This window comes from Neobacillus sp. DZ-9, assembly GCF_059587065.1.
Genome location: NZ_JCAIOL010000004.1, coordinates 312,677 through 335,705, shown reverse-complemented (window position 1 = coordinate 335,705; position 23,029 = coordinate 312,677). Strand labels below are relative to the sequence as shown.

Genomic DNA, 23,029 nt, shown 5'->3' with positions numbered 1-23,029 from the left:
CACCGAACTTCAAGCCATAACGCTCTGCAGCCTGCTTGGCCTGCATCACTCTGTCTTTGACATGCCATGAGCCTTCCCCAGACTGGTACAAAGCATTGTATTTATACAACTTGTTACTATCACTCGGGGTTAAATTTGCGTTGGGGGACGGCCAGTAGTAAATGGTATTTTGAATGGTTTCTGTTGATAGCATGGTCATACCCATTTCTTTCGCTGTCTGTGCCCACTCGTCATAGTTATAGTTCGGGTCATAAAGGTTTGGCATTGTACCTGTCGTGTGGGACAGAGCCGACATTTTGCCCTGAATAAACCAATCCACCGGATTTTGCTTGACCGTTATGGTATATTGCTTTGTTGCAGTAAAACCTTGAGCGTCAGTTACCTTCAATGTGAAGGTGTAATCCTTTTGTGATTTGCCATGAGCGCCGTCTGCAACAGTCCCTTCGATATGACCATCTTCTGCCAATTTCAGACCTGGCGGCAATGCTCCATCCACAATTCCCCAAGTGTAGACGGGATTTCCGCCCGCAGCCTGGAATGTAAAAGGAGATGCCTGTGGGGCAATGGATGATGTGTTCAGTTTGCCATCAATTTTACCAACCATCCATACATATGGATTTTCGTCGTAAGCGTATGGCAAGGTGTTGGACGGATAATCGTTAGCCGGGACATTTTTATTACGGGTATTAAATGCATCTTTATCAATAGCAAGGCCCTGCGTAACAATTTTCAGTTTGTTATTGGTTACGTTTGGTCCCGCTACAGAATAGGTGAGACCGGAAATTTCATTTCCATCGTTGTCGGAAAGTCTTGTATAAAAACCAAGGAAATTCTTGTTCGTACTGGGGTTTTTGTGTTGAATTTCAATGAAAAGTTTGTTCCAACCTTGTTTTAATGTGATTGGATATTTTGTACCGTTCTTGTTCACACGAGATGCGGCTTGGGTTTGTTGCCCACTAAGCATGTCGTTGGCGAAAAGCTTATATACACCCGAACCGCCGACCTGCCACTGAACCGTTTGCGTTTTTGAGCTGTAAACATAGGTGGCGGCTACAACCCACTTGTCGGTTGTACCCTGCCCTTGCTTCACATCAAAATATCCCATCAGATCATTGTAATCGTCGTAATTGCGGTTGAAAATCCGGTCGTCGAAATATTCCCAGGTGGATGTTTCTGAACTATTCGGATCGCCAAAAGACTCGCCAATCACAGGAACGATGTTTCCAAGCGGTTGCTCTTTGGTAAAAGGGCCGGAAACCACCCATTGATTGATGTAGGGCGCGGTACCGTTTGTTCGAGCCGCTTCTACTTTTTTAGTGCTGATATTCGAAAACGACGGAACCATAAAAGCAATTATTAATAATAAAGAAAAAAGTCGCTTTATTTTTTTCCTCACCGAATTATTCCTCCAATTAATTTTTTTGATAAAATGCGTGTTTCTAGTCGTTCCCCCTTGTATGATACCGTTTTCACAAACGGTCGCTCTCGTTTGGCGGGCTGTTTTATTTGCTATGCAACGAAGCCGGAACGTTGGACTGCAATATTCATTAATCACCCCCAGATGTTGTAATTTGATTAAGTAGCTGCATTCTATTCATTAATCACCCCCAGAAATTGTAATTTGATAAGTAGCTGCATACTTGTGATTAAATAAAATCTACGTTTTATCGAAATATTCAGCTAAATCCCTTACATTGTAGTCAAGCTGATCTCAAATTAACAATCTCAAAAACTGTAGAATTTGATGTTTTTTGCTTTTTCTACAGCTTAAAATTTTGTGCTGTAACTCATATTTTTATTAAATTCTCTAATTTCTTCTAGCTAACATAAAAAAACAGCCCATTTCCATAAGGAAAAGGGCTGCTCTTTATGTTATATAGCTGTTAATTACCATCGATTTCTTGTCCAAGCTGCAGCTTATATTCACTGAGGGACATACCAAAATGCTTTTTTAATCGGGTGTAAAAATAATTGTTCCTCTCTAGACCAACCTTGTCGATAATGGTCGATAAAGACAGTTTGATGTTGCGCATATATTCGTCCAGTTTTTGCATGCGAAGTCAAAAATGTATTGCGCAATCGACTGCCCGTGTGCTGTTTCGAATAAATGGCCGACATGGTTCGATGATAGGCGCAATTTTTCAGCAATGGAACTGAGGCAAAGTTTGGTGTTGGAATATTCCTGTTCCACCATTCCGATAATTCGCTGCATCAGATGATCGTAATTCCAATTAATTTTATAGTGTTAAATAAATTGCGCCTCAACGATTTATAACACTTTGAAGAAATCGTTAGTTTTTAGAGATTTCTAGTGTTGAAAAACAAAAAGAACAGCATATTTGTTTGTTGAGCAAGAAAAACCTCCCTAACTACAATGATAGCAGACGTACAAATTTTATAAATCACGCGGGAATGGAGAGATATGATGAATTACAACTATCACCAGGATTTGCAGATCGTTAGGGTCAACACAATGCCTGACCGGGCTTATTACATTCCTTGTGCACCCAGTACAACCACCTCATCGAAAGCAGACAATGAGCGTGTATTACTCTTAAACGGCAGCTGGCAGTTTGCGTATTATCCTTCCTATGCTGAAGCTTCTCTGGAAGGTGTTTCAGACAGCGTCCTTCCCGTTCCATCCAACTGGCAAATGTACGGGTACGACAAGCATCAATATGTCAACATTGATTATCCAATTCCGTACAATCCGCCTTTTGTGCCAAAAGAAAACCCGTGCGGTGTTTATAAACGCACCTTTTCAGTGGAGCTTACAGAAGAAATGCAGTTTTATTTGAATTTTGAAGGTGTGGATTCCTGTCATTATGTATTTCTCAATGGAGTATTTGTAGGATACAGTCAAGTATCACATTCCACTGCTGAATATGATGTTACCCCGTTCTTGCGGGATGGTGATAACGAGATCGCCGTCGTCGTTCTGAAATGGTGTGATGGCACCTATCTGGAAGCACAGGATAAATTCCGCATGTCGGGCATTTTCCGCGATGTTTATCTATTGAAACGCCCGCAACATCATGTACGCCATTATGTGGTGCAAACATCAAGACAACAAGAAAGTGCCGCTATCACTTTCAAGTTTGACGATTTCGGTCAAGCACTTATTAAATCCATCAAAATTCTGGACGCAGCAGGCACGCTTGTGGCGCAGGGAGAAACTTGCGATGACACACTTTGCCTGAGTATAGATCACCCTGTGCTTTGGAATGCCGAGCAGCCGTATTTGTATCAGATGGTGCTTGACACCTTGCAGGAGCGCATTGTAGATACGATCGGGATTCGCTCGATATCTGTACAGGGCAATGTATTACTTGTCAACGAGCAACCTATCAAACTAAAAGGCGTAAACCGTCACGATAGCTATCCCGATACAGGCTATGTAGCTTCGCGTGAGCAAATGGTGCGGGATTTGCAGTTGATGAAGCAGCATAACATCAATGCCATTCGCACATCGCATTACCCGAATGCACCTGAATTTTATCATCTGTGTGATGAATATGGATTTTATGTGATTGACGAGGGAGACATGGAATCGCATGGCGCATGGCAGAGCCATGGTTGGCGCGATAATGACTGGTACGCGCTTGTACATCACGACCCGCAGTTTGGAACGGCTATTGTGGATCGTGTGCAGCGTCTTGTCACTCGTGACATCAATCGCCCGTGCGTGCTGATCTGGTCACTAGGCAACGAGAGCGGCTTAGGCGTCAATACAGTAGCCGCTATTGAAGCTGTGCGGAACTTGGATAGTACACGCCTTCTTCATTATGAATCCAAGAATTTTATGCCTGAAGATCAAGGGAAATTCAATTTTGATAATCTAGATTTAGAAAGCTATATGTATCCAGACCTTGAAACCACTGAAAAACTGGCTCAGGAATGTAAAAAGCCATTGATTCTGTGTGAGTTCGCTCATGCCATGGGTAATGGCCCTGGCAGCTTAACCGAATACTATGATTTGTTCTATCGTTATTCTGGTTTTGCTGGCGGCTTTGTGTGGGAATGGTGTGATCATGCTATTGTACAACATGATGCAAGTGGCAACGTGCTGTATCTTTATGGCGGGGACTTTGGCGAAGTGCTGCATGACGGGAATTTCTGTGTAGATGGGCTGGTATATCCTGACCGCACGCCACACACCGGTCTGCTGGAGCTGAAAAACTGTGCGCGTCCTGTTCATGTTACAAGGCAAGGAAACACATTCTGGGCTGAAAATAAACTAGACTTTGCCGACCTTTCCGATGCTCTTACCATCGTCTGGACACTGGAGCAAAGCGGTACAAAAATAACCGAAGGCAGCATTGCTGATTTCAACCTTGCTCCACACACGAAAGCACGATTGCCGCTTTCACTGCCGCAAATTGACGGATCTCGTGTGTATCTGAAATTTGAATATGTGCAAAAGGCCGAACATCCACTGATTCCTGAAGGAACACCTCTTGGGTTTGATCAATTTGATCTTTCCACAGAGAAATCAAGCGTAATCTTGCCGATATCACATCACGCCGTAACGGCTAAGCAGACCGAAACTGGATGGCTCGTGTGTGGCGAAGCTTTTTCCTATCATTTTAATACAACACTTGGTACTTTTGATTCATGTGTGGTAGACGGCAAAGAGTGTTTTGCTCAACCGGCAGAATTTGATATTTACCGCGCCCCTACGGATAACGATATGATTGAGGCTGGAATTGCCAGTTTCGGTCAACATTCCTGGAAAAGCCTGCGGCTGGATGCAGCTTATGCCTATACGTACGAAACGTCGGTAGAACAATCTAATTCATGTGTTATCATTACCTGTCCTCTGTCGCTTGTAGCAGATCGTGCAGCGCCTTTCTGTACGATGAAGGCCGTCTATAAAGTGCAGGGAAGCGGAGCCATAGAAGTGACTTTACACGTATCGGTGCGCAAAGATCTAGCCTATCTGCCGCGTTTTGGCATGCGCTATTTTCTTACCGAAGATTTTCAGAATTGCACCTATTTCGGCTATGGTCCGCATGAGAGCTATGCCGATAAGCATGCAGGCTGTTATAAAAGCAAGTTTCATGCAACAGTGCCGGAGCTTTTCGAGAACTATATTTATCCGCAGGAGAACGGTTCACACTACGATACCGAAGAATGCACATTGTCAAACGCGGCTACGGCGATCAAGGTATGCAGCACAACGCCTTTTAGCTTCTGCGCTTCAGAGTATACTCGTGAAGAGCTGGCTGCAAAGAAACACCATTTCGAGCTGCAAAAAAGCAGCTGTACCGTATGGAACATTGACTATGCCATGACCGGAGTCGGCTCTGGCAGCTGCGGGCCCTATACACTGGAGCAATATCGTTTGACGGAGAAAGAATTTGTGTTCGACTATGTATTTTTGCCTAAGAAGAAATCATGATGGAGGTTCGTAGGAGGGGCCAATACTATTTTGTTAGGAAAAGATGAATTTCATTCCAACTCTTAGTGGTCCCCTTGCTCTGGGCACAGCTTTCTGATTAAAAAAACTACCATTTAAAATAATAAAAATAGGGTCGGCCTTCTACTATTTAATCTTAGAAGGCCGACCCTTTTGTTTAGTAATAACTTCCTTACACTTTATGAGAGAGAACGGAGCTTTCTGATGGAAGGAAATAAATACATCCACAGACCGGCAACAAGAACCGTTCCAAGTCCACCAATGAATGCAGCCGGAACCGCTCCTAAAAATCCAGCAAGCGTTCCCGACTCAAACTCGCCAAGCTGATTGGAAGTACCGATAAAGAGAGCGTTCACCGCGTTAACTCGGCCCCGCATTTCATCAGGTGTTTGCAGCTGCACAAGTGATGACCTAATAACCACACTGACCACGTCCGAGCCTCCGATTAGAAACAAGGCTGCCAATGAAACAATCAGGTTCGTCGAAACAGCGAAAAGCATGGTGGATAATCCAAATACAGAGAGTGCCCCAAACAATGTAAGGCCATAGGCTTTCTTTAATGGAAAATAACCCAATATAATTGACACAACCAGTGCCCCAACCGCCGGTGCCGTCCGCATTAATCCCAATCCCCAAGGACCAGTATGAAGAATGTCCTGTGCGAATATTGGTAAAAGAGCTGTCGCGCCGCCAAGCAAGACAGCGAAGAGATCCAGCGAAATGGTTCCAAGGATGACTGGATGGCGATAGACAAACACCAAGCCTGATAAGATGGAGCGCATTGATACGGGTTCTGCCCTTCGGACTGCTTGCTCCATGCCGGTGATTAAATAGGTCAGGATGGCTGCAGCCAGCAATGCTACGGTTGCTGTACTATAAACGAAAGCGGGTCCTAACGAAAAAAGCACTCCGCCAAGGGACGGACCCAGGATTTGAGCTGTTTGCCCAGCCGTAGTACTTAAAGATATCGCCTGTGGAAGAATCTTTTTATGTACCAACTGTGGCAATAGGGCTGATGAAGCGGGACCTTCGAATGCTCGGCAAGCTCCGATGATCGCAGCTGCCAGTAATATCTGTTCGCGGCCAAGCCAACCGGCATGATTTCCATAAAGCAGAAGACCGGCCATCCCTCCTTCAATAAGCAGGCACCAAAAAACAATTTTTCTACGGTCAAAGCGGTCGGCCACTTGCCCGACAACTAAGGTGAGCAGAACCATCGGGATAAACTGAGCCAGTCCCACCAAACCGAGACTAAAGGCGTCATGAGTCAAGTCATACATTTGCCATCCTATTGCCACGGACAGCATCTGAAAGGATGTAGAGGCCAAAATGCGCGAGAACCAAAATTTTGCAAAAGATGGCTGACGGAGAATAGAATTATTTAACTGAAGCAATTATGTTTCACGCCCTTTTCGAAAATAGCTGCAAAAATACTTTAGGAATACGAAATATTATACTATTTTCAGCACTACTCGTTAAGAAATCCGACTTAGAGCGAACGTGCAACCCGCTGTGTTCCTCCCACAGTGCCCTCCGACATTAAAAATTGTATCCCACGAGCACTCTGGCTCCTTCATAGTGACAACGACCTTAAAAATTGCACTTAAATCTTCATAAAACACTTGATTATCAACAGTAATTCAATTATCATCTAATTAGATAGTTATTAAATTAGTTTTCAGGTGTACAGGTGCACCGTATTTTTTTATCCAATTAATTAGATATACATGAAATTAGATTGTTATAAAAGAAGGTGATGGAATGTTTATAAGACAAGAAAAACAATATAGAAAACTATTTCTCGCCGGAGTCGTAAACGGAATTGGCGACCGCTTTAGTTCAGTTGCCGTATTAGCGATGCTGCTGCAGCTAACAGGATCAGGATTTGCCGTGGGCATTACACTAGCCATCCGGCTGATACCATTTATCATCTTTGGACCAATTGGCGGAAGGCTTGCTGACCGCTTTCCAAGAAAAATGATATTGGTCACAACAGACCTAATTCGGATTGTATTTGCCTTAACCCTCTTGTTGGTGGACAGCAAAGAAGATCTCTGGATTGTTTATGTAAGCTCCTTTCTTTTAGCGGCGGGGGAAGCCATTTATGCTCCAGCAAGAAAATCGGCCATCCCGCTGCTCGTAAAAAAAGATCAGCTCATTAAGGTGAACAGTTTGGAACAAGTCTTGATCGGCATTGTATTAATAGGCGGCGCTTTTTCTGGAGGAATCGTGGCCTTTATTTTTGGCCCTCATATTACCTTTTGGTTCAATGCAGCCTCCTTTTTAGGTGCAGCAGCGATCATTTCAACCATTTCGTTTCCTGAAAATAAACAGGCTACGGAAGGGACACTTCTCGAAAAAGAGTCGCTTTGGTTTGTGTTTAAGAGAGTTATCAGCCTGTCTACTCCCGTTCAAATCCTATTAATCTGCGAAATACTAATTGCTTTCATGAACGGAATCGATAATGTCCTCATAAGCGTGTACGCCGTAAATGAGTTTCAGATGGGAGATGTGGGGGTAGGACTGTTCTATGGGGCATTGGGGATTGGTCTGACGTTAAGCTACTCAGTCGCGAATCGATTACGAAAAAATTTTTTAGTTACTGGTTTACTCTGTTTAATGCTTGAAGGAACGTTTCTATTATTATTGAGCCGTACCCATTTCGTTGGCTTTGCGTTTCTCTTGTTTTGCGGTGTGGCGTTTATGTCTGGCATTGGGAATGCCAGTTTTGATACCGTTCTAATGAAGGAGATTCCTGAGAAGTATCATGGAACGATGTTTGGACTTTTGGCAACAATCGGTAACACGATATTGGGTATTTCCATGTTTTTAGCTGGGTTTGCGCTGCATTATCTTTTACCGCGTTCCTTAGGTTTGATTGGCGGTGCTGCCTATATTCTTATTGCCATTTTCCTTCTTGCTGCCATTTCTACAAAATCCTACCGGAAGAGAAGAATATCACAAAAGGATGTGACCTCAGTTTAAATACAAATATGACCCGGATTTATCCTCCCTCCTTCTTTGGCCCCCAATAGGGGCTTTTTTTAGGTTTAGTTAGTATTTTTTTATTAAATTTTTCCATGTGTACAAATAGTGACAAAGTTCGACTCAAATTTCTAGTAGAATAGTAGTTATCATGTAATAATAGAGTAATATAATTGTAATCTTTGAAAGTAAAACTTAAAGTTTTAAAACGGTGGGCGAAAAGCTTGATCACCGTTGCGGGAGGGAATTTTTTTGGAAAGTGCATTAAATCAATCAGTAGAAGAATTGGGTAAACGTCGTAGCAGCTCAAAGAAAAGTTTTGCCAACTGGAAGTTCATTACAACAGGTATCATCATTATTATTGCAGTCGTAATAGCGGCAATCGGCTATTATCAGGCAAAACACTTTAACGCCAATGTAAAGATTAATGGCACAAAGGTCGGGGGACTAACGGCTGAGCAAGCCCTTAAAAAATTAAAAACTTCCGTATTAAAGAACGTAGTCTATGTCGGACAACAGCAAATTTTAGATGGAAACGATACAGAAATGAAATTTACGAGTACAGATCTGCCTGGAGTCAAAAAATTATTAAAAAGCCAGCAGAGCTTTTTTCCTTCTTCAAAAGCAAAAAGTTTTTCATTAATGCCAAGCACTTTGGATCAGTACCGCAGCGAGACAATGAAAAAACAAGTGGAAGAAAAGCTAATTTCTATGAATAAGACTTTAAAAGCTCCGAAAGATGCAGAGGTTCATTTGGAACAAGGTAAAATCGTTGTCTCAAAAAGCATCAACGGGGAGCAGTATGATGTTGCCAGCCTTTTAAAGGCCTATGAGGAGCATTTATATACGAGTGAAATCCGTCTTCAACCTGTATTCATACAGCCAATCAAAGAGGACAGCCAGGTTATCAAAAATGAACAGAAGAAGCTGCAGGAACTCCTTGCGCAGACGGTTGATTATAAGGTACAGGATAAAGTTCATACGTTAAAAGCCAGCGATTTAATTAAAAGTGCCTCTGTTTCAAAAGACATGAAGGTAACGATTGACCCAAGCGACATTAACAAAAAAATTGCCGAAATTAATAGTACTCAATCCACATTGAATAAAAATTTCTCCTTTAAGACCCATTCAGGCAAAGTCATTTCGGTCAAAGGACAAGGGTATGGCTGGGCATTAGATGTGGACAAAGAAGTTGCACTGGTTCAGGCCGCTTTTGAAAAAGCAGAGAAATCAGTTACGGCTTCTAATATCATCGGCCATGGCTGGAAAGGTGAAGGCTACGGTTTTGACACGTTAACGAACAATGGCATTGGCGATACCTATGCTGAAGTATCCATTGCTGAGCAGCGGATTTGGATATACAGAAATGGGAAATTAGCCACTACAACGAATGTCGTTACCGGCAAACACAGCACTGGTAATGATACATCAAAAGGAGTTTGGTATATTCTCTATAAACGGACACCTGCCACACTAACGGGCAGAGAACTTGGAGGAAAACCTAGTTATCAAGTCCAAGTTAATTATTGGGCTCCTTTTACGAATGATGGACAAGGATTCCACGATGCCGGCTTTCGGTCAAACTGGGCAAGCAATGCCTATCTAAATGCAGGATCGCATGGCTGTGTCAACACACCGGTAAATGCTATGAAAACCGTGTATGAGAATCTCAGCACATACGAGCCGGTAGTCATCTATTAAAAAAAAACAGGAAATCGTTAATGATTTCCTGTTTTTTGTTTTATGGTTTTGACTTATTAAAAAGTTGCAGTCAACGGATTCTGTTGTTTGATCTCTTGTATGGATAGATTTAAACTATAGTTCCCATGTTCGAGAAGTTTATCAAGAAACAGATTCAATTCTTCTTGGGATTTAACGATTACCTTTAAATGGTAACATCCTTTTCCTGATATTCGGTGAGCTTCAACTACCTCATTTCTCCCCTTAATAAAATGAATAAACGAATCATGGTTGGCTGTTTCCATATGAATGATGACAAACGCTGTAAAGATGAGCCCTGATTTCATTTCATCGACTATTAGGGAGTAGGCTTTAATGACACCACTTTCCTCAAGTTTTTTAATACGATTCCCTACTGCCTGTCCAGTCATATGAATTTTCTCCCCTAGGTCTTTCCATTGAATTCGTGAATTTTCCGTTAATAACTGGAGGATTTGAAAATCAATTTGATCAAGTTCCATATAAATTCCTTTCACCATGAAATTATTTTTGCTAAAAGTGTTTCATCAAAGTATCGATTAAAATCAGGAGATTATCTATGATATTATTATAATCAATTTTTGATGAGGTGGAAAAAAATGAGAACAGCTTTACTCTTAATTGATATTCAAAATGACTATTTTCCAAATGGAAAGATGGAATTAAGCAATCCTGGAAAAGCAGCTGAAAATGCAGGTAACATTCTTGAATGGTTTAGACAGAATAACCATCCTGTTTTTCATATTCAGCATATCTCAATTCAAGAAGGGGCAACGTTCTTTCTTCCAGACACAGATGGAGCCAAAATTAATGAAGCCGTTTTACCGTTACAGCATGAAAGTATTATCGTAAAACATAGACCTAATAGCTTTTTCAATACGGAATTAGAAAACAAATTAAGAGAAAACGGAGTCACTAAGCTAGTGATTTGCGGAATGATGACGCATATGTGCATCGATGCGACGGTCAGAGCTGCAAGGGACCTGGGTTTTGAATGTACACTTATTGAAGATGCATGTACGACAAGGGACTTATCTTATCAAGAAAAGAAAGTGCCAGCTGAACAGGTTCATTATGCGTTTATCAGTGCACTTAACGGAATATATGCCCATGCCGTTTCGACCGAGGATCTCCTCCAACGGTAAGCTAACATGATCTTGAAGAACCACTAATAAAAAAGGGAGATTGGTTTTAAAACCGATCTCTCTTTTTTTATTGAGGAGCCACTCATTCAGACTCGATTGCCTTTGAAATTACCATAGCTGTCCGAATAGGAAAAACGACTTTCTGAAAAATTGTAAAAAAAAGTTAATTTTATAATATAATACTAGTAATAAGCTTTTGGAGGTGTCAAAATGATTTGGTTATATATACTGATGCCTGTTATTATATTAGGCGGAATTGCAATTTATTTTGATAAACGATCTGGGTCGAATCCGCCAGATGAAAGGCAGCTAAGGGAGAAAATTAAAGAATACCCACCAGAAAACTTCAACTCTTATGGGCCATGAAAAGTTTCAAATAAACTCGATATAAAAAAAAGGAATTGTCATATGAACAATTCCTTTTTTGCATTAATAAGATCTTGGGGACAAAACTAGTTGATAAATCAACAGAAATGTCCTCAATAAGGCTTCTTGGGGACAAAACTAGTTAATAAACCAACAGAAATGTCCTCAATGAGGCTTCTTGGGGACAAAACTAGTTAATAAATCAACAGAAATGTCCTCAATAGGGCTTCTTGGGGACAAAACTAGTTAATAAACCAACAGAAATGTCCTCAATGAGGCTCCTTAACCACAACTATTAAAAGAAATCAAAAAATGATGATTTCATCACTGGAACCTTTTTTTCAAAAAGCTCAATCTCTTCCTTGGACCCCTTTAAGTATCCCATCTCAAAAAGCTCCACAGGTCTTTTGTATCCAAACAAGATCGCTGAAAGCGAATTGATCGTTAAGCGAATTCCTTTTTTAGGAGGGTGTACACATTGAGCCCCTGCTTTTTCTTTAAATACCTTTATTTCACCATTTCCAAGTAAATAGCTTCCATTATTCCAAGGTGCATGTGAATCTTCAAGATGCAGGAATAAGGGCTCATCTTCATTATTGTTAAACGAAAATCTCCGCAAACATTCCTCAGCATCAACGATTCTCGCCATAAAATATGGATATAACTCTGTTTTTACCCTCGGTTGCGTCAGGAAATAAGGAAAAGGATCGTGACTAGCCAGATTCAGTGTTACTGTTTCAACCATGGAATCATGCTGGCAGATAAAATTCCATAACCCTTTCCTTGCTTCTTGGTCAAGGGCAACCAGCTCCTCGATATCCATCTTTCTTTCCTTCAGATGGTACAAAATATAGCCCTTTGCCCTGCTCTCGGAATCATAGTAGACAGCAAGCTGGGAATCGTCATCATATATATTTTGTTTCCACCAATTTGTTTCACGTTTTAGCATGCCAGTAAATTGGGAAGAAAATTGCGCATAAACTTGTTCTATTTCTTCGTTATGGGTCTCTTTTGAATTTCTCCTAATAAAACCTTCCTGCGGTTCTAGAAACTTTAGATCAATTTTTTCAATCGTGATTTTTTTCTTTTCACTTAATATTTCCCATCCGTATTTCCGATAAAAAGAGATATCAAATGGGTGCAGAAGCGATACAATCTGATCGTTATCGCGCATTTGTTTCAAGGAATCAATCATGAGTGCCTTGACATACCCGTTTCGTCGATATTCAGGATACGTGGCGACCCCGGCGATGCCGCCCATTTTCCATTCGGCATCGTTCATGTAAATGTTTAACGGGATAATGTGTAATTTGGCAGCGAGAAGCTTCTCATCCCATATTCCTAAAATCCTATGATTTTTTACTGCTTCTTTTCTGGCTGGCAGTTCAGATTCCGGAACCTTATATTGAAAGGCATACATTGATAGTTTCATTGAATCTAAGAATTCAGCTTCCGTTACTTCTCTTACTAACATTTAGACCATCCCCCTTTTTCATCAACTGAAATTATCGCATATAAAACGGTTACATTCCAATTTTATCCTTTTAACACAGTCAAAAAATAAAAAGCTTAGGATCCTATCCCAAGCTCATTCAAAACATTGCTTTAGTAAATCTTCCATTTGTGCGATTGTGATCCCATCGACTGCCTGTGCTTCCAAACTTTCAAACTTTTCAAGGGCTTCAGCCAGCAAATCTTTCTCCTCATCTTTCATACTGATCACCTGCTTTAATTTGTATGGATTTATATTTTTTACTTGCAATGAACATATTATTAAAAATTCCTTTGAAAGCTTATTTCACTGCCTTCCAAATGGTCCATCTATCTTTTTCAACGATATTCGTCTCTGATTTAAGTGACTCATCGATGTGATTTATTAATACCTTTAATTCGTTATCATCTAATTCATGTAAAATACTTCTGCCCGTTCTTTCACTCAAATCTTGAAGTAATTGACCTTTCGTTTCATAGACCTTTCTTGTTTCCCATAATGTTATCTCTTGAATATCTTTAAATCCTGCTTCCTTAAGAGCTGAGACAACAGTAAGAGTATCGTGTCGGCGCTTCGTTTCCGTTTCAATTAATCGTGGGAAAAGTTCAAAGAAAAATCCTCTAATATGAGTATTACTTCCTTCTATTAAACAATCTTCAGGAGTACGGTCTTGAACGATATAGAAACCATCCTCCTTAAGAATTCTATATGCTTCATTGAAGCAGGCTGGTAAATCACTAAAATGATGAATTAATGCTCTTTCCAGCAGCAAATCAAAACTATTACTCTCTAAACCAGATGCAAACGCACTTCCATTCTTAAAGGATATGTTTTTATATTCTTTACAGTTTTCTCTTGCTCCTTCAAGGATCGGTTCGGAAAAATCTACACCCGTAACCTTAGCGACACCCATGTCTGATAGTGCCATTGAATAAATTCCTCCGCCACAGCCTATATCGACCGCATTAGAAATTTTTCCGATAGGAACAAGTCCGTTTATGGCTTCAATCCATGTTTGATCAGCTTCTCTGGTTGTATAGGTAACACGATTTTTTTTACTATGAAAATCAATTCCCACTTTAATCCCCCACCTCGATCCGATTCTAAACAGTTAAATTTTACCACGTAGCAAGTATTTAAAACAAATCATTTCAGTAGCCATTATTTAAACGGCCGCCATTTAAATTAACTGAAAATTGACAAAATCGTTAATCAAACTTAACATTCCTTCCTTATGCTTTAGTTGTAACTAACTAGAGGATTTGGAGGCGAGAGAAAGAGTGAAAAGAACATTGAATAGGAACGCCATGAACAAAGCAATTCTTGCTTTTGTTCTAACAACTTCTTTGACGGCGGGCATTGTTATGGCCTCTGGGATTCCGGATAATAAAGGCTTTTCCCAAAGCAACGAGAATAATAAGGAGCGTTTCATTCAATTGCAATTACTTGGCGTAAACGATTTTCACGGTCAGCTAAACATCACCCGGAAATTTAATGGAAAGGATGTTGGCCGTATAGACTATCTCGCTGCCTATTTGAAGCAAAGGAAAGCTAAAAATAAGAACACCCTTTTGGTTCATGCAGGTGACATGGTTGGAGCGAGTGCCCCCGTATCCTCACTACTGCAGGATGAACCAACCATCAAAGTGTTAAACAAAATAGGCTTCGATGTTGGAACTTTGGGAAATCACGAATTTGACCAAGGTGAGAAAGAAATGATGCGCTTGATTCAAGGAGGATTCCACCCCAATACTGGATTTTTTGAAGGTACTCAATTCCCCTATATATGTGCCAATGTTATTAACATCAAAACAGGTAAACCACTCCTTCCTCCCTATAAAATTATCAAAGTAAATGACATACCGATCGGATTTATTGGTGTTGTTTTAGACGATACACCCTCCATGGTTAATCCTGATGGAATAAAAGACATTAAATTCGTTGATGAAGTAACCGCCATTAATAAAGCGGTGTCACAGTTAAGGAAACAAGGTGTAAAAGCGATCGTTGTATTGGCTCATAATGAAGGCAGGCAGGCTCGTCCCGACAGTCCCGCTACCGGTGAAATCGTTGAAATGGCCAAAAAGGTAGACAAGGAAGTCGACGTGATGTTTGCCGGCCACAGCCATACGTATCTAAATACAGAAGTGGATGGAAAGCTGCTTGTTCAAGCCTATTCTTATGGAACGGCTTTCTCTGATGTTTCCTTAGAGCTTGATTCCATCACGAAAGAGATTGTGAGCAAAAAGGCGGAAATTGTGATGGTCTATCAGGATTCGATTAAACCGGATGACGAAATCAAGAAAATGGTCGAAAAGTATGAAGCCGATGTTTCTTCCTTCGTTGATGAAGTCGTTGGCAAGGCAGCTATAGAAATCACTAGCAGTCGAAACAAAAATGGAGAATCCGCGTTGGGGAATCTCATTGCTGATTCTTTGAGAAAAGAGATGCATTCAGATTTTTCGTTTATTAACCCCGGAGGAATTCGTGCGGACCTTCGTGACGGAGACATTACCTATGAGGAGCTATTAACCATTCTTCCCTTTAGACGAAAACTCGTTAAAATGACACTGACTGGCGATCAAATCCGCCTCCTTTTAAATCAGCAATGGCAGCCCGCTAAATTGAGAATGCTGCAAATTTCCGGGTTGAAATATACCTGGGACGACACGAAACCTGCTGGAAGCAAGGTGGTTGATATTTTCTCTGCTAACGGAAAAGCGATTGATCCGAAAGAAACATACACCGTAACAGTAAATGACTACCTTGCCGGTGGAGGTGACAATTTCAAGGTTTTCCTTAAAGGGACACATAAAACTGTTGGTTCTATAGATGTTGATGTGTTTAAAAAATACATGTTACAGTTTACAGTTCCGCTCACTCCCATCCTTGAAGGACGGATTCAAAAAATCCGATAAGGTAATGATCGTTACCCCACCGAAATTTAAGAGGCTATGAATTTCATTAATAATCTGTAAATTTTGAATAATGAATATTTCAGGCGTTTTATGAAACGGTTAAGTTATGTTAAGAAATGGAAAAATTCATTCTTATTTCTATTAAAACTTGTAAGATAAGACTGTAATACCAAATGCAAGCATTCAAGGAGGAATAAAAAAATGAAATCTTTCAAAAAGTGGTTATTTGCTCTGATGTCAGCATTGATGTTACTAGGCGTGGTTACTGCATGCTCAGACACTAGTTCGAAAACGGATGATCCCAATACCCAACAAACCGATGATGGTTCACAAACTGATGATGGATCACAAACTGACGATAGTTCTGGTCAATAAGGGATACAAACATATCAAAAACCGAGACGGCATTAGAGCCGTCTTGTTTACCTTTTCCACGTAATTCAACAACAATAATCATAGGGATGCAGAGGCGGATTTGCTTGAAGAATCCATTTTGGTCCTAACGAAGGGTCCTTCCAATGCCAGGCACCCAATGCTGCTGCACAAGCATCGATAGAATGGCTTTGTTCCTCTTTAAAAATGGGGAGTTCTGTTAAGTTTTGCTGTCCTAGCCATTCCCAAATAAACATTCTCGCTGATAAGTTTTGTTTATAGCTCAAGACATACTTCATATCATTAGGAGAAATCCTTGAGCCAATAACAGCGCCAGGATGCACTTCTACAATCGAAATAGGATGTGGAGTTTTAAGACTTTCTATTTCCCTACTAAGCCTGATTCCTCTTAAAGTTAAATAGACCATCCTAGTCATAGTGGGAGTCATGACAGAACCCGGCTTCATCCCTAATGTTACAATAAACTTTCTAAGTTCACGGTCACCTTGCCGGTCCCCTCCTCCGTCCTCATAGGATAATGGAGCGTCGATTCCAACAATTACTTCATCTATTTGACTTTGATCTAAAATCTCATTCAAGATTCCCTGATCACTTACAGGATTAATCCATTTAACAAATTTTAAATGGCTCCCTTGTTTTTCAAATACTGAAAGAACCGTATCCCTATGATTGCTTGGTCCGGACAAATCAATACCGATTACTCTCATAAAATAGCCTTCTCTTTCTACTGTTATTACCGATTAATTCACTATTTCCTTCACTCTGCCAACAATACCGCTCTCCAGCATAACCTTAATACCATGCGGATGTGTGGCAGATTTGGTTAGCAATTTTGCGACCACACCTTCTGTTAATTTCCCAGTACGCTGGTCTTGTTTTTGTACAACCCGTACTTTGATTCCGGGTTTAATATTTTCTCGTATCGTGCCTGACATTTCAATTATCTCCTTTCATATATAGGAACAGCAGCTGGCACTGCATCCCCTTTATTCATTCGGATAGGTTTCTTTCAAAAACAAAACAGATTGGTTAATTAACTCTTTTAAAACCTCTCCATCAATATCGGCAACCTTATTGATATACACACACGCTTTTCCTGTTGTATATTTTCCGAAGTCCATTAACAGTTCCTCTCGCTTTGTATCACCCGGTGCAAAATACAAACTGATTTTTGCTTTTCGAGGAGAAAAGCCCACTAGCGGTGCATCGCCTTCGTGGCCGGATTCATATTTGTAATGATAGGAACCAAATCCGATAATACTTGGTCCCCACATCTTCGCTGGATAACCCGTTGTTTCCGTAAAAATATCTAAAAGTTTATACGCGTCTTCCCGTTTCTTAAGGCTATCAACTTTCTCAATAAACTCAATAACACTGTTTTCCGTTTCTTTTGTTTTTAGTTCATACACTGTATCAATCTCTCCTTATAACGTTCTGAAACCATTTTCTATAATTAATTTTCCAAATATTCTCTTTCCATTATAACAAAAACCTTGCTGGGTTAATCAGCAAGGTTTTTGTTATAATAAATATTTTCAAATAGCCATAGGAACGTTCTTCAACTGGAAATGGTAGAAATCCTTTACCTTAAAACAGTTAACCATTCAAACTCCCCTTCAACCAAGGGCGATTTCGGTAAAAACCGATGGGGAGCTGGATTATCCTAGCAACCCCTTATGGAAACGGATGCGGATGTGGATTGAGCTGATCGACCGTTAGAGGTTGTTTCGAATATCCGAGTTCCACCGGTACCTTCAGCACCCGCTCCAGACCCGTTACGCGGGTAAGGTGGTGTCCGAAAGTCATCGGCAGCATCCCTGGAATCAGCACTTTTACGCAATACAATCCGTTCCGTATCAATTCCGGTGTCGTCTGGTCTACCACAATCACATCAAGTTCCAATCGGCGAAATACTTGAAGAATATCCTTCAGATCTTCTGTAAGATCCATATGATTCGACTTCCAGTTGAACTCATCAGCAAATGTCCGTAATGGTCGATTATCATTCAGTAAAAACGCAAAACGCTCCTCTGCCTGAGGCAAACCATTGAGCATGCCATGATCATCCATTTGTTGTACCAGGGATGCATCCTTCAACATTCTTAGATATTTCTCTTGGTTCGTCTCAAATTTCTCATCAAGAGTCAACATCATGCCGGCCAACTCATGAACTGCACTTTTTACCGCACGCACTGGATCAAGATGTGCTCCAGCCGCAAAGATGAGATTCAATCCCTTTTGCTTCCTGTTTTTCGCAATAGCAAAAATGCTTGGAATTCCGTTCTCCATTGTCGAGTTATACAAATACAGATCATATCCCGCAACTGCCCGCATTCGTTCGATCATCAACTGCAATTCTTGGTCGTCTGCCGATGAAGGATCAAGACGCGGCAGGGTCAGCTTCGCATACCAGGTCATCAGGAATGAATCACGCTCCACCACTTCCATAATTCCGTAGAAAATGGCCTCCTCCATGCTTCCGCCTAGCGCGCATCCGTTTGAAGTTTCATAGACAAATCCTTGTCGCCCACAGCCCAAACTGTAATAAGCAAGCAATTCGGGTACAAGAATGGGACGCTTTTCCAAAAATGAATAACCCCAAACCCAATTCATTGGTTGTTCAGGATTAAAAGATTGAAAGGGAAATCCATGCTGCTCATACTGCCCCTTTGCGTGCACACCTACTTTGATAGGATTGAGTGCTTTATTTTTTAAATGGATGAAACTATCGTAGACTACGGTACGTTTCCCGCGGGGTTCCAATCCGCAGTATCGCTCTAGTCCTTCTAAAATGGCGGTTAACTCACTTACTTCATACGAATTGGTTCGTCCTGCCGTTCCCTCATCGCCTTGCAGCAAAGGCAGATTGACACTGACATCGGCAAATGGCGGTACGAGATTAACCATTTTTCCATTTAACAAGCCAGTTCGATGATCCAGATAGTCTTTAACCAGAACCTTCTTCAGATCCTCCAACGAACGGGAGCGGTAACTGTTATTGCTGATTTTCGGACTTGGCTGAAATAAAATGCGTGCAGCCTCCTCCGAATCATCAGGTAATCCGCTGCACACTGAGCAAAATGGGATAGGCAGAAAGGTGTGCCATGTACTCGTTAAGGTTTTCAAATTGATTAAACCGATCTGTCTTTCCGAGCGAGCATCATTACCTTGCAAAATTCGGTGTACCTCCGCCCCAATGAGGTGTGCCAACTGCAAAAGACCTGAATGAGATGCCCATACATCCTGCGTTATTACGCCGTTCTCCTTCAACCTATCATGCATCTCCCGCATCTCTTTCCGATCACGTCCTGCCATGTAACGTCGTATGTCCGAACACTGAGAGCACCCCGGTTTCCCCGGTTGTACAAGCGGGCCGACTACACCCTCTCCAAATGAAACGAAGCCTCGCAGCCATGGAGTGCCGATTCGCCTAAAAACGTCTTCTGCCTTTAGATGGTCGGAGGGACTCCAGGCATCCTGCAACACCAGAGCTAAATCCATTTTTTTAGGTATAACTGTTCCGAATTTGGATTGGCGCACTACATGGTAATGGGCGAATAATTCTTCGCACACACGATCCGCCATCACCCCTTCTCCGACAACCAATACGACTGGGCTCACCTGGATTCCTCCCCCTTAAGCAATACACCAAACACTCCTGCCAGTTTCTCTTTCAAAAAAGGCTCAAGTTCTAGTTCAAAGACCAAAAGCCGCTTATCATTACGTTCTAAGACTTCTAATGCGGACTTTAACGTATCAGCTTGGATTCCCTCGTTATAAGATGGGATATCAAGAGTCTGCGGCTCCTTTTCTTCCAGATGGACTGACCTAAGCTCCATTGGAAGTGTAGGTGAGAATGATGATTGGTTTTGACCTCCAAAAACAGCGTGTTGTAACGCCTTTCGTAATGCCATCGTAATATTCACATCTACACTGCGATACCAACCTTCACACGTTCCAACCCATACCACAGGGAAACCCGAAATTTCCTTGCCCAATCCGATAATTGGCTCTCCCTGCATCGTAGTCAATGACTGTAAATAAAACCTGCACCTTTCATCTTCCAGACTACTTACCTGCACTCGAGTGACAGAATTCTTTTTACCAAGATGCTGCTTGCTCCATTCCTCTTCCAAACACTTTTGCAACCCGCGGCATACACTTTCCGCCACTGTTTCCCCTGAACCAATGCCAACAAATTTTCGTGGCTCTACCAAACTATTAACCTCTGAAGGTGAAGATAGAGTTGGAACCATCAAATCGACCATTTGAGACACATATGACTCAATCCCGGCAAGTCCTGCCTCTCTTCTTGCCTCCTCGTGTGTTAGACCTGTACAGACTATCTCTTGCAATAATCCGGCAGGCCCATCTGACAATGGATTAACCGCCTGAACGCGGCACTGAGCTAACGGTAGCTGATTTAAATCTCCCTCTTCCCAAATATGAAAAATTCCTGATTCCTCTGATGTCAACTGGTGGAAGTAAAGAAGCAATTCACTTGGCTCACCTTTTCTCGAGCTATGTTCGAACAGTTTCTCGGTTTCCTCCACCCATTTAGCTGACATTCGTCCAGTCACGAGTGGATGCGGAAAGAATGAATGCCATTTTCCCTCCATTGTTTCCAAATCCAGCAGGAAGAACTCATCATTCTGTTTTGATGTGGTCACTCCCGTAATCTTTTTAAACAATTCAAATACAATCACATTTGCCAACATCGCTCCCGCTGTGGAAGAGAAGCCGGTTATTTGCCTGTCTTTCATGAGCACAGAATGGTGCAATCGGCGCCACGCAGACTCCCAGCACACGTCAGAGTCCGGATGCACCAGTGGTCCCGCAATACCGACCTTCTGTAAACGAATAGCGGGGAGAAAAATCTTCTTCTCCTCCAGGCAAACCGAATGAATAGGCCGCAGTTCCTCCAGATGGCCTTCCTCTGATACATACAAAACGGCATCAAATGATTGGACCATTTCCCTCCAACATCTAACCCCATTCTCCTTTAGTGTAATCTCCTCTACTTCCACCTCTTGATCTGTTTTATGAGCGTGTGCCACTAGTTCCATTAACCGCCTTCTATTGGTCGGTATCTTGTCCGTGATTAGCAGTTTGAACTTAGGTAAACCTGAATCCAGCAACGATGAAACCAACGAACCAAAAAAAGGGCCGGATCCAACTGCCAGCACTTTGGCTTGCCGGTAGGAATGAAAACGGTATGCCCCCGAATCGACAAAGCTGTTCACAAATTCAATTTGAGAACCGTACTTTTTAATCAAGTGATCCTCCAATTGATGCGGGTGGTCTTTGCTTACATCGCTGACAAACCCATTTCGATACAGTACTTCCGCAATTTCATACACCCGTTCCCTGTATAGGGCCGGTAAACCGTCTGTTAAATTCTCCAAGGAGTACTCTCCGTTGAACATCGGAATCAGCTTTTCAACCCACTTATCAATCGTACTGCCTTCCATACGGAACGAGCTAATGTTATTCCGAAAATACACACTTTTGTTAGAATCAGGGAGAAAAAATGTGTCCCTTTTTACTTTCAGACGCATAGAAGGGTTCAAACTTGTCATATCGTTCCTCCTTAGCCGCATTGATCCTCAATTCTGCATCAATTCATCACTATAATCCTATGTATCTCTATTTGTCCCTTATGTCTTTCTAATACAGAACGCCCCTGCAAAAACTCAGGCAGGGGCGTTCTCTTTACATGGGAGGACCACTGAATTATTCCAAAACTAGAGCTTTTAACCGCCGCAACGGTGGCCTCCGCATCGGCCACAGCCTCCACAGTGATGAAAACAACTAGAACAGCTGAAACAACTAGAGCAACTGAAACAGCTAGAACAGCTAAAGCAACTAGAACAGCTGGAACAGCTAAAGCAACTAAAACAGCGACCAATACCGCCGATACCACCGATACCACCAAGGCCACCGATACCGCCAGGGCCACCGATACCGCCAGGGCCACCGATACCGCCAAGGCCACCGATACCGCCAGGGCCACCGATACCGCCAAGGCCACCGATACCGCCAAGGCCACCCAATTGACGTGCCTGATCAATATAGTACTGGTTTAAGTCAAAAGGAACTGCTTGGCTAGCCTGGAAATCACCAACATTCAACATTTGAAGATCGTTTTGCCAAGGATTCATTTTCATACCTCCGTATAGTATATAAATTCGGCATGACTTGCCGGGCACATGAAAAATGGACAGAGACATCAAGATGAGAAAACAATAGGCTTACAGATATATCCACCAATACCTAAAGTCTTCTCTTCAACAAATTATGTAATTGGGATGGGTATTGTAACTGATTCAAAAGCCTATTTTCATTGTCTCAGGACCTTGGGACTGTTCTTGTGGCAGGTATTAACTTCATTTGAACCAATAGAGCCATTCCTATGGCGGTACAGATTTGGAGGTATAAAGAAATAAAACTATTAATGTAGCAAGTTGTAGAATAAAGGATCAGAAAAAGTGCTTGCCCTCAAAACAGATTTGTAAGATACAAAAAGACACCAGGGACCTCCCCCTAGTGTCACTATTTAAAATTCTTTCTTTTTGAAATTCCGCTACATGCC

Annotated in this window: 19 protein-coding genes and 2 pseudogenes; 6 read left to right on the top strand and 15 right to left on the bottom strand. The window is 41.7% G+C overall.

The features are described from left to right. Window positions 1-343 precede the first annotated feature (343 nt). Both AC59HZ_RS13390 and AC59HZ_RS13385 read right to left on the bottom strand, forming a co-directional pair. Window positions 344-604: pseudogene (locus AC59HZ_RS13390) on the bottom strand (Ig domain-containing protein); the annotation flags it as partial. 1,279 nt (window positions 605-1,883) lie between these two features. Next, window positions 1,884-2,054: a helix-turn-helix transcriptional regulator gene (locus tag AC59HZ_RS13385; protein WP_496546309.1), complete on the bottom strand. Its 171-nt coding sequence runs from the start codon at window positions 2,052-2,054 to the stop codon at window positions 1,884-1,886. A gap of 368 nt (window positions 2,055-2,422) precedes the next feature. On the opposite strand from AC59HZ_RS13385, the gene AC59HZ_RS13380 reads away from it, so the two are divergent. After that, entirely contained in the window at window positions 2,423-5,401 is a 2,979-nt protein-coding gene (locus AC59HZ_RS13380; protein ID WP_496546308.1) for a glycoside hydrolase family 2 TIM barrel-domain containing protein, read from the top strand. 197 nt (window positions 5,402-5,598) lie between these two features. On the opposite strand, the gene AC59HZ_RS13375 is transcribed toward AC59HZ_RS13380, so the two are convergent. Beyond that, window positions 5,599-6,813 carry an MFS transporter gene (locus tag AC59HZ_RS13375; protein WP_496546307.1) on the bottom strand — a complete coding sequence of 405 codons (1,215 nt, stop codon included), beginning with the start codon at window positions 6,811-6,813 and terminating at the stop codon, window positions 5,599-5,601. Between the two features lie 367 nt (window positions 6,814-7,180). Between AC59HZ_RS13375 and AC59HZ_RS13370 the strand changes: the two genes are divergently transcribed. Together AC59HZ_RS13370 and AC59HZ_RS13365 are read left to right on the top strand one after the other, a co-directional pair. After that, a complete protein-coding gene (locus AC59HZ_RS13370; RefSeq protein WP_496546306.1) occupies window positions 7,181-8,404 on the top strand; it encodes an MFS transporter in 1,224 nt (407 codons plus the stop codon). 252 nt (window positions 8,405-8,656) lie between these two features. After that, a complete protein-coding gene (locus tag AC59HZ_RS13365; protein ID WP_496546305.1) occupies window positions 8,657-10,105 on the top strand; it encodes a L,D-transpeptidase family protein in 1,449 nt (482 codons plus the stop codon). 56 nt (window positions 10,106-10,161) lie between these two features. On the opposite strand, the gene AC59HZ_RS13360 is transcribed toward AC59HZ_RS13365, so the two are convergent. Further along, the gene (locus AC59HZ_RS13360) at window positions 10,162-10,605 is read right to left on the bottom strand and encodes an Lrp/AsnC family transcriptional regulator (RefSeq protein WP_496546304.1); all 444 of its coding nucleotides are present in this window, start codon (window positions 10,603-10,605) and stop codon (window positions 10,162-10,164) included. Between the two features lie 117 nt (window positions 10,606-10,722). Here AC59HZ_RS13360 and AC59HZ_RS13355 point away from each other — a divergent pair, with 117 nt between their 5' ends. Beyond that, window positions 10,723-11,268: a cysteine hydrolase family protein gene (locus AC59HZ_RS13355; protein WP_496546303.1), complete on the top strand. Its 546-nt coding sequence runs from the start codon at window positions 10,723-10,725 to the stop codon at window positions 11,266-11,268. A gap of 210 nt (window positions 11,269-11,478) precedes the next feature. Further along, window positions 11,479-11,634: a hypothetical protein gene (locus AC59HZ_RS13350; protein WP_496546302.1), complete on the top strand. Its 156-nt coding sequence runs from the start codon at window positions 11,479-11,481 to the stop codon at window positions 11,632-11,634. A gap of 295 nt (window positions 11,635-11,929) precedes the next feature. On the opposite strand, the gene AC59HZ_RS13345 is transcribed toward AC59HZ_RS13350, so the two are convergent. The 3 genes from AC59HZ_RS13345 to AC59HZ_RS13335 form a co-directional block, all read right to left on the bottom strand. Then, a complete protein-coding gene (locus tag AC59HZ_RS13345) occupies window positions 11,930-13,108 on the bottom strand; it encodes a GNAT family N-acetyltransferase (RefSeq protein WP_496546301.1) in 1,179 nt (392 codons plus the stop codon). Between the two features lie 114 nt (window positions 13,109-13,222). Beyond that, window positions 13,223-13,396 (bottom strand): hypothetical protein, encoded by a 174-nt coding sequence (locus AC59HZ_RS13340; RefSeq protein ID WP_496546300.1) that lies wholly within the window; start codon window positions 13,394-13,396, stop codon window positions 13,223-13,225. Window positions 13,397-13,427: 31 nt separating this feature from the next. Further along, a complete protein-coding gene (locus tag AC59HZ_RS13335; protein ID WP_496546299.1) occupies window positions 13,428-14,204 on the bottom strand; it encodes a class I SAM-dependent methyltransferase in 777 nt (258 codons plus the stop codon). A 229-nt stretch (window positions 14,205-14,433) separates the two neighbouring features. Between AC59HZ_RS13335 and AC59HZ_RS13330 the strand changes: the two genes are divergently transcribed. Then, window positions 14,434-16,044: a bifunctional metallophosphatase/5'-nucleotidase gene (locus tag AC59HZ_RS13330; protein WP_496546591.1), complete on the top strand. Its 1,611-nt coding sequence runs from the start codon at window positions 14,434-14,436 to the stop codon at window positions 16,042-16,044. 280 nt (window positions 16,045-16,324) lie between these two features. Here the strand turns inward: AC59HZ_RS13330 and AC59HZ_RS13325 are convergent, their stop codons facing one another. The 8 genes and pseudogenes from AC59HZ_RS13325 to AC59HZ_RS13290 form a co-directional block, all read right to left on the bottom strand. Further along, window positions 16,325-16,501 carry a hypothetical protein gene (locus AC59HZ_RS13325; RefSeq protein ID WP_496546298.1) on the bottom strand — a complete coding sequence of 59 codons (177 nt, stop codon included), beginning with the start codon at window positions 16,499-16,501 and terminating at the stop codon, window positions 16,325-16,327. Continuing rightward, window positions 16,485-17,144, bottom strand: a complete 660-nt coding sequence (locus AC59HZ_RS13320; RefSeq protein ID WP_496546297.1) for a DUF429 domain-containing protein — start codon at window positions 17,142-17,144, stop codon at window positions 16,485-16,487. The genes AC59HZ_RS13325 and AC59HZ_RS13320 overlap by 17 nt, the downstream gene beginning before the upstream one ends. Window positions 17,145-17,177: 33 nt before the next feature. Continuing rightward, window positions 17,178-17,372, bottom strand: coding sequence for a YwbE family protein (locus AC59HZ_RS13315; protein ID WP_223589028.1), 195 nt, complete (start codon window positions 17,370-17,372; stop codon window positions 17,178-17,180). 51 nt (window positions 17,373-17,423) lie between these two features. Next, the gene (locus AC59HZ_RS13310) at window positions 17,424-17,846 is read right to left on the bottom strand and encodes a DUF1801 domain-containing protein (RefSeq protein ID WP_496546296.1); all 423 of its coding nucleotides are present in this window, start codon (window positions 17,844-17,846) and stop codon (window positions 17,424-17,426) included. A 265-nt stretch (window positions 17,847-18,111) separates the two neighbouring features. Then, the gene (locus tag AC59HZ_RS13305; RefSeq protein ID WP_496546295.1) at window positions 18,112-20,058 is read right to left on the bottom strand and encodes a TOMM precursor leader peptide-binding protein; all 1,947 of its coding nucleotides are present in this window, start codon (window positions 20,056-20,058) and stop codon (window positions 18,112-18,114) included. Continuing rightward, the gene (locus AC59HZ_RS13300; protein WP_496546294.1) at window positions 20,055-22,016 is read right to left on the bottom strand and encodes a putative thiazole-containing bacteriocin maturation protein; all 1,962 of its coding nucleotides are present in this window, start codon (window positions 22,014-22,016) and stop codon (window positions 20,055-20,057) included. Before AC59HZ_RS13300 ends, AC59HZ_RS13305 begins: the two co-directional genes overlap by 4 nt. 38 nt (window positions 22,017-22,054) lie before the next feature. Further along, the gene (locus AC59HZ_RS13295) at window positions 22,055-22,396 is read right to left on the bottom strand and encodes a hypothetical protein (RefSeq protein ID WP_496546604.1); all 342 of its coding nucleotides are present in this window, start codon (window positions 22,394-22,396) and stop codon (window positions 22,055-22,057) included. Window positions 22,397-22,436: 40 nt separating this feature from the next. Beyond that, a pseudogene (locus tag AC59HZ_RS13290) lies at window positions 22,437-22,571 on the bottom strand (heterocycloanthracin/sonorensin family bacteriocin); the annotation flags it as partial. Between the last annotated feature and the right edge of the window lie 458 nt (window positions 22,572-23,029).

Coding starts and splice junctions, on each gene's coding strand:
- AC59HZ_RS13385 (WP_496546309.1), bottom strand. CDS start 2,054: ATGCAAAAACTGGACGAATATATGCGCAACATCAAACTGTCTTTATCG.
- AC59HZ_RS13380 (WP_496546308.1), top strand. CDS start 2,423: ATGATGAATTACAACTATCACCAGGATTTGCAGATCGTTAGGGTCAAC.
- AC59HZ_RS13370 (WP_496546306.1), top strand. CDS start 7,181: ATGTTTATAAGACAAGAAAAACAATATAGAAAACTATTTCTCGCCGGA.
- AC59HZ_RS13360 (WP_496546304.1), bottom strand. CDS start 10,605: ATGGAACTTGATCAAATTGATTTTCAAATCCTCCAGTTATTAACGGAA.
- AC59HZ_RS13355 (WP_496546303.1), top strand. CDS start 10,723: ATGAGAACAGCTTTACTCTTAATTGATATTCAAAATGACTATTTTCCA.
- AC59HZ_RS13350 (WP_496546302.1), top strand. CDS start 11,479: ATGATTTGGTTATATATACTGATGCCTGTTATTATATTAGGCGGAATT.
- AC59HZ_RS13345 (WP_496546301.1), bottom strand. CDS start 13,108: ATGTTAGTAAGAGAAGTAACGGAAGCTGAATTCTTAGATTCAATGAAA.
- AC59HZ_RS13330 (WP_496546591.1), top strand. CDS start 14,434: ATGAACAAAGCAATTCTTGCTTTTGTTCTAACAACTTCTTTGACGGCG.
- AC59HZ_RS13325 (WP_496546298.1), bottom strand. CDS start 16,501: ATGATTATTGTTGTTGAATTACGTGGAAAAGGTAAACAAGACGGCTCT.
- AC59HZ_RS13320 (WP_496546297.1), bottom strand. CDS start 17,144: ATGAGAGTAATCGGTATTGATTTGTCCGGACCAAGCAATCATAGGGAT.
- AC59HZ_RS13315 (WP_223589028.1), bottom strand. CDS start 17,372: ATGTCAGGCACGATACGAGAAAATATTAAACCCGGAATCAAAGTACGG.
- AC59HZ_RS13300 (WP_496546294.1), bottom strand. CDS start 22,016: ATGACAAGTTTGAACCCTTCTATGCGTCTGAAAGTAAAAAGGGACACA.